This is a genomic window from Lacticaseibacillus huelsenbergensis, from assembly GCF_029726355.1.
GTDB classification, from domain to species: Bacteria; Bacillota; Bacilli; order Lactobacillales; family Lactobacillaceae; genus Lacticaseibacillus; species Lacticaseibacillus casei.
In genome coordinates, this window is the sequence record NZ_CP120687.1 from 1,252,928 (window position 1) to 1,270,467 (window position 17,540).

The window sequence follows — 17,540 nt, forward strand, 5'->3', positions numbered from 1 at the left end:
CTCCTTTAGACGTTCAGTCTTTGTTGTCGTAGAAACCAAAGTAGTTGCGGGCGTTACCGTAGCTGATATTCTTGACGATGCGGCCAAGGGCTTCCAGGTCGTAAGGAACGCGGCCTTGTTCAACCAACTCACCGTAGAAGTTGCACAATACCCGCCGGAAGTATTCATGCCGTGGGTACGACAAGAAGCTGCGGGAATCCGTCAGCATTCCGACAAAGTTTGGCAACAGACTTTGTTGGGCAAAGGTTTGCAACTGCTTGTGCATGCCTTCAGCCGTGTCATTGAACCACCAAGCAGCGCCCAGTTGCAGGTGCTGTTTGTCACCTTGGCCAACGAAGCTTTGCAGCATGGTGATCAATGGTAACCAGTCATTTGGATTGAGTGAATAGAATATGACCTTTGGTAACGGACCGCGTGCATCCATTGCCTGGAAAAGATCCCGAATTTCACCGACTAGATCCGGCTGGCTGCCCATCGCGTCAAACCCGGTATCCGGGCCGATCTTTTTGAGATTTGGCAGACTCAGACTGCGCGCAACATTTGCATGGAATTGCATTGTCCAGTTGAATTCGCGGTTCAAGTCCATCAACATTTCGACTAAGCCGGTGATGTATTGATCATTTTCTTCATCACTGACAGGGCGATTTTCGATACCCTTTTTGATGATGGCATCGAGGGCTTCCTGACTTGCCGGACGGTAGTGGAAGCTGTTGAGGCCGTGGTCGGAAAGGTGGCCGCCGTGTTGGGCGAAGAAGGTGAAGCGTTGTTTCATGGCTTTCTTCAAGGAAGCAAAGTCAGTGATCTCAACGCCGGCTGCCTTGCCGAGGGTCTGCAAGTATTCACCATAGGAGTTTGCACAGATTGCCATGAGCTTATCTGGACGCATGGCTGGCAGGACTTTGAAGCCATTAGTATCTTCGTCTTTAGCGATGAGTTCGTGATAGTGCAGATCACTTGCCGGGTCGTCGGTGGTGCAGACAACTTCGACGTGACTGCGCCGGATCAACGCGCGCGGCGTGAATTCCGGGGTTGCCAGTTTTGCATTGGCCAGATCCCAGACTTGTTTGGCTGTGTCGCGGCTCAAAACCAGGTCGCTGCCAAAGAAGCGGCGTAATTCAAGGTGGGTCCACTCAAACACTGGGTTGCCCCAGGCATTTTCCATGGTTTCGCACCAAGCGACGAACTTCTTGTAATCATCGCCATCGCCGGTGATCAGTTCTTCCGGAACCCCGTTGGCCCGTTCAAGCCGCCACTTGTAGTGATCGCCGTAGGTACCTTCGTTTAACCAAATACGGGTAATGTTCTTGAAGTTACGGTTTTCGTAGATTTCTTCCGGGTTGAGGTGACAGTGAAAATCGATAATGGGCAAGTCAGCAGCATATTGATGAAACAACTGCTTCGCCGGCTCGTTGGTTAACAGAAAATCATCGTCTAAAAAGGCCATTATTTTGCACTCCCTTTTTCCAGTGCTTCCCAGAGGCCATGCAGATACATGATACCTAAGGCGCGGTCATACAAGCCGTAACCCGGGCGACCATTTTCACCCCAGATGTTGCGACCGTGGTCTGGCCGGATGTAGCCATCGTAGTCTAAGTCGTGCAAGGCCTTCATGATTTCGTACATATCCAGTGAACCGTCTTTGGACAGGTGATCGGATTCGTGGAAGTCACCTTCCTTGTTCATGAACTTGATGTTACGAGCATGGATGAACGGTGCCCGATCTTTCTTGACGAATTCGCGGATGATTGCCGGTACATCGTTGTCAGGATTTTCGCCTAATGAACCGGTGCAGATAGTGAAGCCATTGTAACGGGATTCGTGCATGCCTTCAATGACGCGCATGTCTTCGGCGTTCTTGTAGACGCGTGGCAGACCGAACAGTTCGCGCGGCGGATCGTCGGGATGCATCGCCATACGTACATCATACTTCTCGCAGGTTGGGATGATGGCATCGAGGAAGTACTTCATGTTTTCGCGCAATTTAGCAGCGTCAACATCGGCGTAAGCTTTGAACAGGCGCTCGATTTCTGCCAGACGTTCCGGTTCCCAGCCAGGAAGGACATAGCCTTCGGAGTTGTTGCGAACGGAGTCGATGATATCATGCGGATCGTCTTTCAGATATTGATGCTGGAAGGCCATGACATTGCTGCCGTCTTTCAGCTGATAGTGAAGGTTGGTCCGCAACCAGTCGAAGATCGGCATGAAGTTGTAGCAAATGACTTTGATGCCGTATTCGGATAGGTTTTTAATGGTTTCTTTGTAGTTTTCGATGTACTTGTCGCGCGATGGCAGGCCGATCTTGATGTCATCGTGAATGTTAACGGATTCGATGACTTCCAGCTTTAAGCCGGCATCCTCGACCTGTTTCTTCAAAGCGGCAATTTTTTCCTTAGGCCAGACATCGCCGACCGGAACATCGAATAAAGCGCCAACGACTTGGTCAGTGCCAGGGATTTGGCGGATTTGTTGCAAGGTGATTGGGTCATCTTTTTCGCCGAACCAGCGAAAACCCATTTTTAAATCAGACATAAAATCAAAGCTCCTTTTCGTGATCTTGACGGAATTGTTCAAGTGTCTTGGCAACGGCGCCAGGGCCGGCGATCAGTTTCTTGAAGTCGGCTTCGACTTGGTCAGCCAAACCGATTTGATACAGGTCATGGCCGAAGATCTGGGCGTTGCTCAAAATTGGCTTGAGGGCGGCGTGAACGTCGGCATCGCTGCCAAGCTTGATGTCAGCAACATATGGCTGCAATTGATCCAGCAGCGGGTCGCGGCTTGGCGTGAAGGCATTGCCTTTGTCGTCCAGTGCCATCAGGTAACGGCACCAGCCGGCGAGGATCAATGGAATGGCTTTAAGTTGCTTGACGCTGTCAGGACCCTTGTCTAAATAGTGTTGAATGGTGACGCCATAACGGATTGGCAACTTCTGTGACGTGTCGCTGGCAATACGTTGCGGCGTATCCGGAATGTTCTTGTTAGGCAAGCGCTTGGTGATCAGCTGATCCAGGAATTTCTTCGGATTGATAATCTTTGGATCCTTAACTACCGGAAGATCTTCTTTGTAGCCAAGATACTTGATCAATGTAAGTAGATCAGGATTTTCGACTTCAGAAGCAATGGAGGTGTAACCCAGCAGATTGCCGTAGATAGCCAGTGCCGTGTGCAGTGGGTTGAGGCAGGCGGTGACTTTCATCTGATCGGCATCGTTAACGGTGTCGCGATCCGTGAGAATGACACCAGCGTTTTCCAATGCCGGGCGACCATTCGGGAAGCTGTCTTCGATGACCAGATAGTGCGTTTCTTCGGTGTTACCGAATGGCGCAATGTTGGTGTGCTTCGGGGTATGGACGATGGTGGTATCCTCAAAGCCTTCTGCCTTCAGCTTGTCAGCGACATTTTGGGCAGGGTTCGGGGTGATCCGGTCAATCATGGACCAAGGGAAGCTGACGCGTTTTGGATCGGTCAGATAGTCGATGAAGCCTTGGGTGACCGTACCGTTCTTAGCCCAGCCTTTAGCGATGGTCAAAATACCGTCTTCATAACGTTTGCCGTTTTCGGAGAAGTTGTCGGTGCTGACCATGGCAATTGGCTTGGCGCCTGCTTCATAACGGGCTAACAGCAAGCGAGCGATAGCGCCCATGTTGGTAACGGCATCATCTGGCTTGCCGGCGATATCGGCTTCGGCTGCTGGGGTCAGCTTGCCGTTGATATCGGTGAGTTGATAGCCTTTTTCGGTAATGGACATGGTAACCAGTTGCAGCGATGGTTGGGTGAAAATGTCTTTCAACCGTTCCCAGCCGTCTGGATTGCTCTTGTTGTAGTAGATGGCCTCGGCAACACTGGCAATCAGCGTCTTATCAAGGGTGCCATCTGGCTGCATGACAACCTGCAAAACCCGATCGTTGTAGGGCTTGTAGATGTCAGCTGGAACGTCGCCATCATAGGTTTCAGCAACAATGACCCCGGACTTAAGCTTGCCGGTGTTCAGTAAGTCTTGCGCAATTTTCGCATGGAAGCAGCGGAAGAGGTTCCCGCCACCGAAGTGTACCCAGACCGGATTGGCTTGGGTCGCTTGTTTCATTTGTTCTTGATCGAATTGCGGAACAGCGATGCCGGCTGCCTTGAATTCATCAGCCTTTGCTTGATAATCGTCGGTTAACTTAACCACAATAATGAACCTCCTCATATACTAATATATCAGAACTACACCCTCAATATAGCACGACTTGGGTAAAATGGAAAGCGCTATCAGTCATCTTTTGACATTTCGTAAAAATAAAATCTAGCCAGGGAATTTGGATGCTTTGAAAAATGCTCTCACCTACGCAGAGGGTGGGATCGCGCTATAAAAAAGGTCGGAATCGAATTAAGATTCCGACCTTTTGGCCTATTTCTTGTTTGCGTTGACGCCTTTGCCCGGAGCCCAGTCGTCCATGAGGTTGGCTGGGTATGGGTTGAGTTTGAAGGCTTCGTCTTCGCGCGGCTTGCTTTCGTTGACCGGTCCGAAGGCTTTGTGCAGGGTTACGGTACCCCATGCCGGGACGGTGACGTGTTGCCAAGCGTAGGCGCCGTCACGGTTAATGGTGACTTCGGCGTCTAGTGGCTTGCCAGACGGATTGTAGATATGTGCGGCAATGGAGCCATCCGGTGCCAGGAACGCAACGGAGCCGAGGCCGCCGGTGTAACCGTCTTGGGTGTAGTTGGTGGAACCGATGACGATGGAGCCTGGTGCGACATCCTGGTTAAAGTTGCGCAGCATGTAATATTCGAGGTTGCGCTGCACTTTACCGGTTTTATGATCAATGGTGACAACACCGCGACGACCGGTTGCGCCAACCTGATTGGGTAGGCCACGTTCGTCCAAAGCGATGTTCCAAAGGTCGATCATGTTAAGGCCTTGGCGCACGAGCCAGTTGCCGATGAGGCCCATCATAATATGGGAAGCATCTTCCGGCGTTTCTTCGATCATGCAACGCCGTTCGGTCATCGCCAAGTGCCAGTTAGGATTCAAGCGGCTGCCCTTGAACAGATTCGTGTAAGGGCCGTCATAGGTATGGAAGGCAAAACCGTCAAATGCTGCAGCTTCATCAGGCGTGATGAGTTCGCTAAGCGGCTTGTCGATGACATCCAACACATTCAGACTGCCATCCCAGAAGTACATCTTGGTATCCGGGAATGTTTTATCCAACGCTGGCCGTAAGTACTTGTAACCGAATTGGGCCAATTGCGGAATGGTCCAGATCATGGCTGGCCAAGCCGGTGCGTTGGATGGTTCGTTTTGAATACTCAAAGCATAAATCGGAATACCATACTTGCGATATTCTTCGAGGTAACGAACGAAGTACTGCGCGTAGACACCTTCAAAAGTATCCTTAACCGCATAACCGTTGTTGGTGTATTCACCAAACCGCAAGTGACCACCCATGTTGAGCTGACCGGTACTCTTCATCCATGCCGGTGCTGACCACGGGGAAGCCATGATTTTAACGGCCGGATTGATAGCGAGAATTTCCTGAAGAACCGGAATCAGATACTTCAAGTCTTTGGTTGCATCAGGGGCACCTGGTTCGCCTTCACCAACCGAGAACTTGGCTAAGGAAGCATCGTGTTCACCGAATGGCACATCGTCATAGGTGTAAAAAGGCTGGCTGGCAGGTTCGCAGGAACCAAGTGGCACACGAATCGTGGAAAAGTGACCTTCCTCAGGATCAAACAGTTCATGTAACAACGCACTGCGCTGTTCCTTGCTTTGCTTCCAAATTAAAGAGGCAGCAGCATCGGTGATCGCAGCGCCGGCACCGATCCATTCCTGATGTTGATCAGCAGGGTCGATGACGATTTTAGCACCGTTGCCAGGTTGGGCAGTCGGTTGCGGCGTTGGTAGATGGTCACGTTTTTGGCTTAAGTCACCTGCAGTAGCAGTCCAGAATTCGGTTGGGTATAAGCCAGAATCTTTTGTGGTCATGTTAATAAACATCCTTTCTTGCGTCTATCGCTAACAATAACTTCTATTCATTACCGAACACGTTTGATGGCAGCAATCAGAATCCCACCGAGGATTTCCATAGCAACCGCGAACATGAAGACGGCCTGATAACCGAAGCCTTCAACAATTGCTGAAGCAACCATGGCGCCAAGCATCTGGCCTAAAGTATTAGCCAGGTTGATTAAGCCAAGGTCCTTACCGGCAGTATCGGAAGATGGCAGAACATCCATGTTCAACGCACCATCGACTGAGTTGTACAAGCCATTACCAAATGCAGCGATAACAGCGTAAGCAAACATTGCCCAAGCTTCTTTGACGAACAGTGGGAACAAAGCAGCAATTGCCAACGCGAACGTCGCGATAACAACTGGGCCTTTAACCCGCTTCATTTTATCAGCAAGTGGTCCGCCGACTAAAGCAAAGAAGACACCGATGAACAGCATGATGGACGAGAAGATTGAAATGGAACCGCCGGCCTCTTTGGTGCTCTGACCAATGTAGTCGGTAAAGATGAATAGCAGGAAAGTCGTCACAATCGTTGAACCAACAACCATCAGGAATTTACCGGATAATGCCAGGTAGAAATCACGCGCATCATGCGTCGGGAAGAAGAAGTACTTCTTGAGCGAATCTTTGTCAAGTTTGATCTTTGGTTCGTCAAGGTTGCTCTTTTCGTTAATGAGCAGAACGTGAATAACCGCCAAGATAACGGTGGTTGCTGCCATGACGTAAATACCAAATTTAACATTGCCAAGGAACTGGGCAGCTAATAGTGCGAAGCCTTGTTGCGCAATGGTAAAGCCGACACCGTAGAAGGTCGACACGGTACCACGCCATTTAGGTGCCACACGATCCGATATTTGCGGATAAATCGCGGCCGCAATGGCATTTTCAGCCGCCGCCGCAATAATCCAAATGAAGATGATCGCGGTAATCGACGTTAGATTAGCAATAACGACTAACGAAATCGCGATGACCAAGGTACCAAGAACAATGTAGGGCTTCCGTTTCCCGAAACGCGTCCGGGTGACATCGGAGAAGGCCCCGAAAAGCAAGTTGGCAATCGCACCGGTAATGGATGCGACCGTTGCCAAAATGCCGACCGCCCAAACCTTATGTGCGGCATCAATCTGACTGAACAGCTGTGGAATTAAAACGCTTCGGGTCGAGCCAATTGGCCCATACCAGCAAAGCGGTGCTAGGAACATCGCAGTCGCAACACCGAATGGTAATTTTGGCTGCTGCGAATCTTGAACCTTCGCATTGGTGACAACCCCAACCGTCGTCTTAACGGCTTTAGGGTCTTTATCAAGTTTGTCTGCCATTTTTTTCACTCCCATGAAATTAAATAATTGGCTTAAATCGTTGAATCCTATGAATCAAAAAACATAATGGCGTCAAGCTTATGCCTTCTGCCGCGCATCCCTTCTTTCTTTGTATGTTATGTGGTCGTTGGCTGCCTCGGTGTTTTGCAGAATAAGGGGTTTGTGAGGAAACTTACGATCGTGTGGGGAGATACTTGCCAGAATATCAATTCGTCACGGAGGTTAGCCCTAATCGTTCATCGCCTAGTGGCCTAAAAGCCGGAATGATAGGCACTCTAGAATGATTGATATATTAGTATATCCTTACAAACGTCATGTTAGCGCTTACTAAAAGCGCTGTCAACCTTTTACTAAAATATTAATATGCAAGAGCTCGAAAAGCCCGGTGTGACAAGGAAAAAAGACTCTAAAATCGCAAGTCGATGCTTGGCGTTTTTAGAGTCTTTCCGTTTTTTGCGTTGCCTGAGGAACGAATTTGTGCAAAAAGCGACAAGAATTTTTGAGCCTTTTGCAAAAGAACCGACGTCAGACAACTGGAGAATCTTGGATTAAACTTCGCGGTCGTGAGAAAGTCTGAAATTATAGAAGCTTTCTTTGACCGGGGCGATCTTAATGTCCTGACCGGCAGTCCAGTTTGAGAAGTATTTGGGATACTTGCGATGGATGGCTGACATATCTTCGGCAAACTTGGAGATATGGAGGTAAACATTGTGCGCCGCAGCGTCAGCATCGCCGGACTCAATCGAATTCAGAATTTTAAAATGTTCCTCCAATGTTGAGTCAATCCGCAATTCCGATAACACCTTTAAGTGGCGAATGCGGTCTTGGTCGGCGGCAATGTATGCCAGCGCCTGCTCGATATAAGTCATCGAAGCTGCATCGTAAATCAGATGATGAAACTGATTATCCAGATCAAAAGCACGGATGTAGTTCTTATGATCCAGCTGTTGCCGCTGATTATAAATCGTTTGGTTTAGCGAAAAGACAAGTTCGGAGCGATCCGGCAAACTGCAAACTTTTCGTACCGCTGCTTGTTCTAAAAGATTACGCAAATAAAACGACTCGTAGACCTTATCAAAGTTGATCAGTGAGACGTACGAACCGCGTTGGGGAAAGACATTCACCAACCCGTTTTCGGCAAGGCGGGAGCAGGCTCTTTGGATCGGCGTACGACTGATACCCAGTTCTTTTGATAACTCGATGGGGCTGATACTCGCTCCTGGCGGCAATTCGATGGCAACGATTTTACTAAAAAGGGTTTGATACGCGTAGTCGTTTGCAAAAATGCGATGTTCATTTGAGTTGTTTGGTAAATCCATTTTGATCACGTCCTGAAGGTTGAAAGTTGAGGGAGGTTAAAATTCTGCAAAACGCTTTTGGCACCGGAGCTAGCCTGAGCGCACCTATTTAAAATTGTACAACTTAGTCAGATTTTGTAAGGCTGTTTTGATTCGATCTCGTCGAGAAAATTTTACGAATGTTCGGAAAATTTTGTTGAATATAAACGGACTCGTCCAGCTAAAACACAAGGAATATTTTAACAGGGCGAAAGTCGCCACAATGCCCTTTCTGCCATGTTACAACAAAATAATCAGCAAATGGGAAAACGGAGAACACAAGTAAAGGTATCGTTAAAATAATTCCTTCACAATGTTAACTGTATCCCTTATGCCTAGTGCATTGGTTCATTAATCGACTTAAGAATACCACATAAAAGTTGTTGTGTAGGCGTTTAGTTTAGTAAAAATGAATAGTGAACGGTTATCGAAATTGAAAGTTAATTATATTTGACAGCGCTTACTCCTGGTGCTATGTTTTCCTTGTCACAATACTAGCATGCTAGTTCATTAGTATTCCAGAAGTCGGAGATGTGTTGAATCTGAAAAGGGGGGGTGCCATGAATAGCGGGAAATCGAAGGGTTTTATCAACAAAAAACGATGAAGACATCAAAACTATTGGTGCAAAAAAATTTTGAAAGAATGGAGTCTTTAACATGTTAGCAGCACGAGTTTACGGTAAAGAAGATATTCGCGTCGAAGAGGTTCCTAAGCCGTCAATCAAGTCTTCGAAGGATGTTTTGATTAAGGTAAAGGCAGTTGGTATTTGTGGCAGTGACAATCACATTTACCATGGGGAAAATCCATTTGCGACATTGCCGCGGGTGATGGGACACGAATTTGTCGGCGAGGTTGTTGAAACTGGGGAGGCTGTGTCCAGCGTTGCGGTAGGCGATCACGCGGTCATCGAACCGATCAATTATCCTGAAGGCGGCAAAGATTACGCTGTTCGTCAGGGAATGCCCAATGTTTCAGCACAGTTGAAGGTTTTGGGTGTTCACGTTGATGGCGGCATGCAGGAATACATTAGCGTGCCAGAGCGACAGGTATACAAAATTGACAAGAACATTCCCTGGACAACTGCTGTGCTCGTAGAACCTTACACCATCGCCGGCAACTCAACAACGCGAGGACAGGTTGGCTTAGGAAAGACGCTGGTTGTTCAAGGAGCAGGTACGATCGGCCAGCTAATCTTGCGGGTGGCTAAGGCAAAAGGCGCAACAGTGTTAATTAGCGATGTCATTGATTCGAAACTTGAATTTGCCAAGCAAAATGGTGCCGACAGAATTGTGAATGCCAACAAAGAAGATTTAGTGGACGCCGTTCGTGACTGGACGAACGGTGAAATGGCCAATGTCGTCATCGATGCAGTTGGCGCGCCTAAGACCTTTGAAACCTGCTTTGATTTAGTTTCGGTTGCCGGAGCAATTGTGCCATTGGGTATGTCCCCGGAACCTGCGCATATTGCTCAAAAGCCGATCATGCAAAAACAACTGACCATTTACGGTTCAAGATTACAGGCCTATCAGTTTGCGCCAATTATCAAAGCCATTGAGAATGGGCAAATTGGCAATGATGGCGTTGTGACCCAAGAATTCAACATCAAAGACGTCCAAAAAGCTTTTGACCTCATGAATCAACATCCAGAGAAAGCGCGAAAAATCATTTTGACCTTTGATTGAGTAGATAACTTTTTGACCTTATGAAAGTAGGTTTTAACAATGGAAAAAAAGCGTGATTTCGAAGTCGATACAAAGGAATTAGTCAAAGTGACGGCAAGCGGCTGGATGGGAACGGCCATGGAGTTCATGGATTTTCAGCTTTATTCACTAGCTGCGGCAATTGTCTTTAGCGATATCTTTTTCCCCGAGATGACACCGGCCATGGGTTTGGTCATGGCGATGGGGACTTATGGCGCGGGGTATGTTGCGCGGTTGTTAGGCGCGTATGTTTTTGGCCGAATGGGTGACAAAATTGGTCGGCGAACGGTTCTTTTCGTGACAATTATGCTCATGGGGCTGGCTTCTACCGCAATTGGGTTTTTACCAACGTATCAACAAGTGGGGATTTTAGCGCCTATTGGGTTGGTTATTTTACGAATCGTGCAAGGCTTTGGCGCGGGTGCTGAGATTTCCGGAGCCGGCGTGATGGTCGCCGAATTTGCCAAGAAAAGCAATCGCGGTTTAGTCGGTAGTTTTGTTTGCCTGGGTACATCGACTGGTACCTTGTTGGCCAACCTGATCTGGACCATCATCTTAACGAAATTAGATCAGAAGAGCTTAATGGCATGGGGCTGGCGAATTCCGTTTTATGCTTCGTTCGTCATCATGATCGTGGCGGTTCTGATCCGAATCTTCATTAAGGAAAGTCCGGTTATGGCGGAGAAAAAGAAGCTATTAACCGAACAACGGCAAAAAGAATTAGAGAATCAGAAGGCAAATGGTGATGTCCCGACAGTCCAGAAGAAACATTTCAAACTTAGTAAGAGTTTGTTGGTTGCGCTAGGATTGCGGTTTGGTCAGGCTGGGAACAGTGGTATTATGCAGACATACTTGGCTGGGTTTATGGTCACTTTTCTCAGTATTCAAAAAACAGTTACGACAAATGCCAATATTATTGCTTCCTTAGTTTCCTTTGTGACCATTCCCATTGTGGGCTGGCTGGGTGACAAAATTGGTCGCCGGCGGATGTATTTGATCTTGTCCGGCGCGATGGCCCTCTATGCAATTCCGATGCTTTTAATGATTGAAACGAAGAATACGGTGCTTCTGACACTTGCCATGGTGATTGGCTTGAATGTCGGGGTTCAGGGGATTTTTGCTTTGGAAAATGTCATGTTACCAGAATTGTTTGGGTCCAAAAATCGGATGACTTTGATGGCTTTAGCAAAAGAAATTGCCGGAGTCATTGCAACTGGCTTTGGTCCCCTCATTGCTGCAAGTTTAGTTTCTGCAGCTATTGGCAGTTGGTGGCCGGTTGCCATTATGATCGTTGTCTTTTCCTTGTTCACTTTTGTAAGCGCTTATCTTTCTGTTGATACTAACGGGCGCGACTTGAACGACTTAGACGATGCGATGGACGATATTTCGCTTAAGTCTGAGAATTTGCACAACCGGGCAACCTCGGAACTTGTCGATGCCCACACAGGGGTTAAGAAACATTGATTCATAAATAAACATGACAAACCCTAAAAAATTAGGTTAAATGAAGTTAAGCCATTGACATTAACGTAACTGATATATTAGTATGGCCTCATAGGGCATGACAGCGCTTACGCATTTTTTAAAAGTTAAAGTACTTAGTTTCCGAAGCAACATCTTTTTAGAATGGCTGGGGATGTTATACAATCAAGTAACAAAGTGAAAAAGAAGGAAGGGTGACGCCCATGCAAATTTCGAATTATCAAGATGAGGCGTACAATGCCATCAAACAGATGATTCTCAGCATGCAGCTGACCCCCGGGGAAAAAGTCGACAAGAATGACTTGAGCGCACAACTCAAAATCGGTGCGACCCCGATCCGGGAGGCCATTATCCGCTTGCGACGTGAAGGGCTATTTGATGTCATTCCGCAGAGCGGTACTTATGTATCAAAGATTAATCTGGAAGAAATGTACCAAGGCCGATTCGCCCGGGTCAATTTGGAAAGAACGATTGTGGCAGATGCCGTCAATATCATGACGCCAGAACAGATCGCCAAGTTAGAGCAGCAGGTTGCGCTTCAAGGCGTTTATGAAAACTCACGAGATTATGAGCATTTCTTTGATCTCGACCACGATTTTCACGAGATCTTCTATATGGCAGATCATAAACAATATGTCTGGACGTGGGTACAGCAGATGAATCTACAATTCAACCGCTATCGGTATTTGCGTTTAGAAGCGAGCGGCTTGCAGTGGCACAACATCGTGACGGAACATCAGGCGATTGTCGATGCCGTCAAAGCCAAGGATGCCGAACTCGCGAGTCATTTAGTTGCTGATCATTTGTTGGCGATTGATGACGATGTCAAAACCGTTCTGAACGCTTATCCGGATTATTTTGAAGGACAAGCGACCCCGAATCACCAGCCTAACTAATGCTATCTCATAACGAACATTGCCTTCTGTAAGCGCAATCGTGCCCTCACGAAAGGAAGGCTTACAGATGACAAAAGTATTAACATTCGGCGAGATGATGCTGCGACTAAAACCGTACGATCATCAACGCATTCTTCAAGCGTCCGGTTTCGAGGCCAATTATGGCGGCTCCGAGGCTAATGTGGCGGTTTCTTTGGCATTGCTTGGCGATCAGGCACAGTATGTCACCAAGCTGCCGGATAACGCATTAGGCGACACGGCGCGCAACACCATTCGCGGGCTCGGTGTCGATACGCACAAAATTTTACGGGGCGGACCGCGCTTGGGAATCTATTTCTTTGAAAAAGGGGCCAGTGTGCGCAATACGAATGTCGTGTACGATCGTGCCGGCAGTTCCTTTGCGACCGCTGAAGCCGACGAATTTGATTGGGCCAGTCTGCTTAAAGACGTGGCCTATTTTTATTTCTCCGGGATCACGCCGGCTATCAGTCCAGCCATGAAAACGGCGATTGAATCAGCTGTGAAGTATTGCGCTGCCCACGATATTACCGTTGTTTGTGACATGAATTATCGGGGCAAAATGTGGACGCCAGCTGAAGCTCAAGATTTCTTTGGCAAGGTGATGCCATATATCACGATTGTTTTGGCGAATGACGAAGACTTTGAAGCGACGCTGGGAATCAAGGCATTTGATGGCAATATGGAAACCGGGATTGATCAGATTGATAGTTTCAAAGCCGGCATGTTGCAGGTCATGAAGCAATGGCCGAATGTCAAAACCGTTGCCAGTGTTGTCCGGAATATTCATTCGGTTGAAGACAGCTGGTGGACCGGCTTGCTGGCCGAAAATGGCAAGACTTACCAAGGCCCGACTTTCCATATGCATGTCATGGAAGGGGTTGCGTCCGGCGATGCTTTTGGTGCGGGCCTGATGCATGCCACGCTGCATGACTTCGATCCGCAAGCCAAAATCAACTATGCGATTTCTGCCAGTGTTCTCAAACTGACCATCAGTGGTGATCTGAACTTGATTACCGATGCCGATGTCCGCGCCGTCATGGCGACCGGCAGCGGCGTTGATCGTTAGGCCAGGGAACAGGAAGCGAGGAAGCGCGAATGCATACTTTAACAATTGATGGTGACCAGCTGCAGTTGGATCAAAATGAAGCGAATACGATCAAAGGATTCGGTCTCTTAAGCTGCAACAATACCTCACGCTTGTTGATGGATTATAAATGGGAACAGCCAAAAGTTTATCAACAGGTTTTACAACATTTATTTGGCGGCGAGCACCCACTGATGCGCATGTTGAAGGTGGAGCTTGGCAGTGATTCGAATACCTCATGCGGGACGGAACCGGCACCGCAACGCGCAGCTGACGAACCGGCCAACGTCGCCCGCGGCATGGGGTTCCAGTTGATTGCTGATGCCAAAAAGATCCAGCCCGATTTGAAGACCTGCATGTTGCGGTGGGCAGAGCCCGGATTTTTGCGGCCAACCTGGCAACAAGTGAAGTCCGATGATCCTGATCAGAAGGTGCCAAGTGCGTCTTTTGAAGGGATGTATCAATATTACAAGCAAACCGTGATCGCGGCGTGGCAGGCTTATGGTTATGTGTTTGATTACATCGATCCGGATCGTAACGAGACCAAACACCCGATGTATCGGTATCTCAAGTGGTTTGCACACCGCCTGCAAAATGACCAGGATGATTTTCCTGAAGGCTTTCCATTGGTGGACTACCATGCAATTAAGTTGATCACTTCTGACCAGAATTACGGCACCGACATGGGGACAGAATTGCTTAAAGATCCCGAGTTACAGGCCGTGATTCCGGCGGTTGGCTACCATTACAATACCGATGACGGGCCAGATCATCCCTTCACCCAAATTGCTGATCAGCTCCACAAGGAAGTCTGGTATAGCGAAGGCGTGGCTCCGGTCACATTCGGAACATTGCGGGTGCAAGACACGACCGGCATCGGCATTGGCGGTTTTATCAGTGCCTTGGACGTTGCAAATCGACTAGTCAAAAGCTACGCGCGGTCCCGGCGCAGTCTGTATATTTTCCAACCAGCGATTGGCGGCCTGTATCCAGGCGCGAAGTATCCAGGCAAGCAGTTGCTGGAAATGGATACGCCGTGGTCTGGGTACTTCCAGCAGGATACGGTCGGATTGGTAGTCATGCATCATTTTACCGATTTTGCCTTGACCGGCTGGCGTGATCAGACTGCTGATAAGAACTGGCGGTACGTACCGAGTGCGACTGTGAGTGAGGTGGCTGGAACCGAGAATCTGAGTCAAGCCTTTGGTGCGGCCAGCGCCATGACCCTCGTGGCACCTGACCGCGCGGACTATACGGTTATTTTGGTCAACGATACGAATGCTCCTCAGCACTATCAGGTGAGTGTGAAGGATCTGCCGGCCGCTAACAAGCCAGTTCATGTTTGGCAGACTTGGGCTGATGAAAATGGCAAGATCCACGACCGCGAACAGGTGGCAACCCTGACGCCAAAAGACGGGGTTGTAACGGTCACGATCGCACCTCGGGCCATTGTTAGTGCAACTACGGCGGACTTTCAGCCGCAAGCGCAGTTGACGAGTCCGGCTGTGAGTCAGGATCAGCCACTGCAACAGGATCCTGAAAAACATGTGTTGTTCCATGATGACTATACGTATGCGGACATGCCGGAAGATTATCTCAAACGGCGTGGTGGCACACCGCGGTATACAACTGACATGGACGGTGCTTTTGAAGTGGTGGAACATGCCGGGAAGCCAGTGCTCCAGCAACAGATCACGGAGCAGTCACGGGCCTTGGCTTGGGAAACGCAAACTGACCCGAACTTTACGGTTGGCGATATTCGTTGGCTGAATTATGCGGCGGCGTTGACGTTCACATTTGATACCACGACCCAGCAAAATACGGTAAGTGCCAATTATGTCGGCTTAGGTGTCCGCAGTGTAGATGACTTTGAAGGTAGCTTATTCTCCGCACCGTATGCCGCCACGATCACTGTTGGTGGTAAGTTGCGGTTCTACGTGCGCGGTGACTTGCAAAACACATTGGACGTACCGGTTTTTGATGCCGCTGCCAGTCACGAATTGGTGGTGCAGGCAACGGATCGGCACATTACCGTACAAGTCGATGGCAAAACGTATGTGACTTATGATGATCCAAGCAGCCAGCCAGGATTAGCCGGGCAGGTGAAAGTCGGTACCGGTTATTTCAAGACCGTGATTCACAGTCTGACAGTGACGAGTACGTCAGCGACCGCGGTTTTGGGACATCGATGCGATGATCTGGATGCCAGCTTGGCATTTAGTGACGAGCATTGGGCACGCATTGCAGCCCGGTTCCCGCACGCCTGGGAACGGTCGCAATCGACTGGCGAGCAAGGCGCCACGCTTGATTTTGACACTGACGGGACGGGTTTTGTCCTCTTTGGTACCCAAGATCAACCAAGTCGTCTGCGGATTACGGTAGATGGCCGTGCTCAGGAAGTCGTACCGCTGACAGCATTGGCCAAACAGCCTAATGCGATGGTGACGGATTTGGCAGCGGGACAACATCACGTTACCGTGACGGTTATTGATGGCAGCTATACCTTTGACGGCGTGGCCCCGATCTTGTAAGCGACAAGGTTTGCGACGACTGACGGTACGTTTCAGAGGAAGGTGAGTCAGGTGACCCAGCCAGCTTATGGGTATTTAATGAGCTATTTTACAGGTGAACAGTACCAAAATGGGGAGCAAATTTACTTTGCGCTGAGTCGGGATGGCCTGCATTTTACGGCGTTGCATGACAATACGCCGGTCGTCACCAACCAACTCGGGACACATGGCGCCCGCGATCCGTTTCTGTTTCGGACGCAAGCCGGCGATTACGTGTTGCTGGCAACGGATTTGCGGATGTATGGACACACAGAACCAGGTGCCTGGACCCGCGCCGAGGTTGCCGGCAGTGATCAATTGCTCGTCTGGCATTCCAAGGATTTAGTCACTTGGGATCAAGGGGAGAGCGTTACGTTAGGGCCCCATTTTGGCTGTGTCTGGGCGCCGGAGGCCATCTTTGACCCTGATCATGGGGATGATCGACTGTTCTGGTCGGCGACGGATACCACGGAGAATCCTAAAAGATTGCGCATCTATTCAGCCCACACCAAAGATTTTCAGCATTTTACAACGCCGGAAATTTATCTTAGCGATGCGACTTATGATGTGATTGATCTCGATGTGGTTGCGGCGGATGGTGGTTTCTATCGCTTCTGGAAACTGAATCAACGCGGGCAAGTCGTGATGGATCGCGTGGCGCATTTGGACAATGCTGCTGGTCATCCGATTGCGTCGACTTATCTGGCCAATATGCAGCGTGTGGAAGGACCGCAAGCCTACCAGTTGCCGGATGGTCAGTGGTGTTTGTTGTTGGATCAAGTTAACAACGACGTCCGGGCGTATGTGCCAGCCCTGACCGAAGATCTTGCCAGCGGTCAATTCACGCAGCCATCTGCGGGAACCTATCAGTTGCCAGACCGGCCGCGCCATGGGTCGGTGCTGCCGATTGATCAGGCGGCTTATGCGCGGTTGATTAAACGTTGGCAGTGAAAATGATTTAGTGAGTCAGAAAAACGATCTAGGGTCATGTGCGAGTCACCATGACAATGAAATAGCCGTATCCCGGTTTTGGGTACGGCTATTTTTTAGATGGACTGTTCATTTCAGAGATAAATTGGATTTGTTGATTGACACTGTACTTTGACTGTTCGTGCTTCTGTTGCCTGATTTCATCTTACTGGTTTAAGATGCTCTAATG

Annotated in this window: 12 protein-coding genes; 6 read left to right on the forward strand and 6 right to left on the reverse strand. The window is 48.9% G+C overall.

Translation table 11 applies throughout. The annotated features are described in order from the left end of the window. Positions 1-13: 13 nt before the first annotated feature. The 6 genes from uxaC to LHUE1_RS05635 form a co-directional block, all read right to left on the reverse strand. Positions 14-1,444 carry a glucuronate isomerase gene (uxaC, locus tag LHUE1_RS05610; RefSeq protein ID WP_047106694.1) on the reverse strand — a complete coding sequence of 477 codons (1,431 nt, stop codon included), beginning with the start codon at positions 1,442-1,444 and terminating at the stop codon, positions 14-16. Continuing rightward, on the reverse strand, positions 1,444-2,529 hold the full coding sequence (gene uxuA / locus LHUE1_RS05615; protein WP_049171839.1) for a mannonate dehydratase: 1,086 nt from the start codon (positions 2,527-2,529) through the stop codon (positions 1,444-1,446). The genes uxaC and uxuA overlap by 1 nt, the downstream gene beginning before the upstream one ends. Before the next feature lie 4 nt (positions 2,530-2,533). Beyond that, entirely contained in the window at positions 2,534-4,168 is a 1,635-nt protein-coding gene (locus LHUE1_RS05620; RefSeq protein WP_049171837.1) for a mannitol dehydrogenase family protein, read from the reverse strand. 219 nt (positions 4,169-4,387) lie between these two features. Next, on the reverse strand, positions 4,388-5,965 hold the full coding sequence (locus LHUE1_RS05625; RefSeq protein ID WP_049171836.1) for a glycoside hydrolase family 30 protein: 1,578 nt from the start codon (positions 5,963-5,965) through the stop codon (positions 4,388-4,390). Between the two features lie 50 nt (positions 5,966-6,015). Next, positions 6,016-7,311: an MFS transporter gene (locus LHUE1_RS05630; protein ID WP_049171834.1), complete on the reverse strand. Its 1,296-nt coding sequence runs from the start codon at positions 7,309-7,311 to the stop codon at positions 6,016-6,018. A 548-nt stretch (positions 7,312-7,859) separates the two neighbouring features. Further along, the gene (locus tag LHUE1_RS05635) at positions 7,860-8,630 is read right to left on the reverse strand and encodes a GntR family transcriptional regulator (RefSeq protein ID WP_049171832.1); all 771 of its coding nucleotides are present in this window, start codon (positions 8,628-8,630) and stop codon (positions 7,860-7,862) included. A 675-nt stretch (positions 8,631-9,305) separates the two neighbouring features. On the opposite strand from LHUE1_RS05635, the gene LHUE1_RS05640 reads away from it, so the two are divergent. From LHUE1_RS05640 to LHUE1_RS05665, 6 genes are all read left to right on the forward strand, one after another. Beyond that, positions 9,306-10,331 carry a zinc-binding alcohol dehydrogenase family protein gene (locus LHUE1_RS05640; RefSeq protein ID WP_049171830.1) on the forward strand — a complete coding sequence of 342 codons (1,026 nt, stop codon included), beginning with the start codon at positions 9,306-9,308 and terminating at the stop codon, positions 10,329-10,331. Positions 10,332-10,370: 39 nt separating this feature from the next. Further along, positions 10,371-11,813, forward strand: a complete 1,443-nt coding sequence (locus LHUE1_RS05645) for an MFS transporter (RefSeq protein WP_080978143.1) — start codon at positions 10,371-10,373, stop codon at positions 11,811-11,813. A gap of 221 nt (positions 11,814-12,034) precedes the next feature. Continuing rightward, positions 12,035-12,727 (forward strand): GntR family transcriptional regulator, encoded by a 693-nt coding sequence (locus tag LHUE1_RS05650; protein WP_010490168.1) that lies wholly within the window; start codon positions 12,035-12,037, stop codon positions 12,725-12,727. Between the two features lie 67 nt (positions 12,728-12,794). Beyond that, the gene (locus LHUE1_RS05655; RefSeq protein WP_010490166.1) at positions 12,795-13,814 is read left to right on the forward strand and encodes a sugar kinase; all 1,020 of its coding nucleotides are present in this window, start codon (positions 12,795-12,797) and stop codon (positions 13,812-13,814) included. Between the two features lie 29 nt (positions 13,815-13,843). Continuing rightward, positions 13,844-16,363, forward strand: a complete 2,520-nt coding sequence (locus LHUE1_RS05660; protein ID WP_049171828.1) for a glycoside hydrolase family 30 protein — start codon at positions 13,844-13,846, stop codon at positions 16,361-16,363. Positions 16,364-16,414: 51 nt separating this feature from the next. Next, entirely contained in the window at positions 16,415-17,332 is a 918-nt protein-coding gene (locus LHUE1_RS05665; protein ID WP_049171826.1) for a glycoside hydrolase family 43 protein, read from the forward strand. Positions 17,333-17,540: the final 208 nt, after the last annotated feature.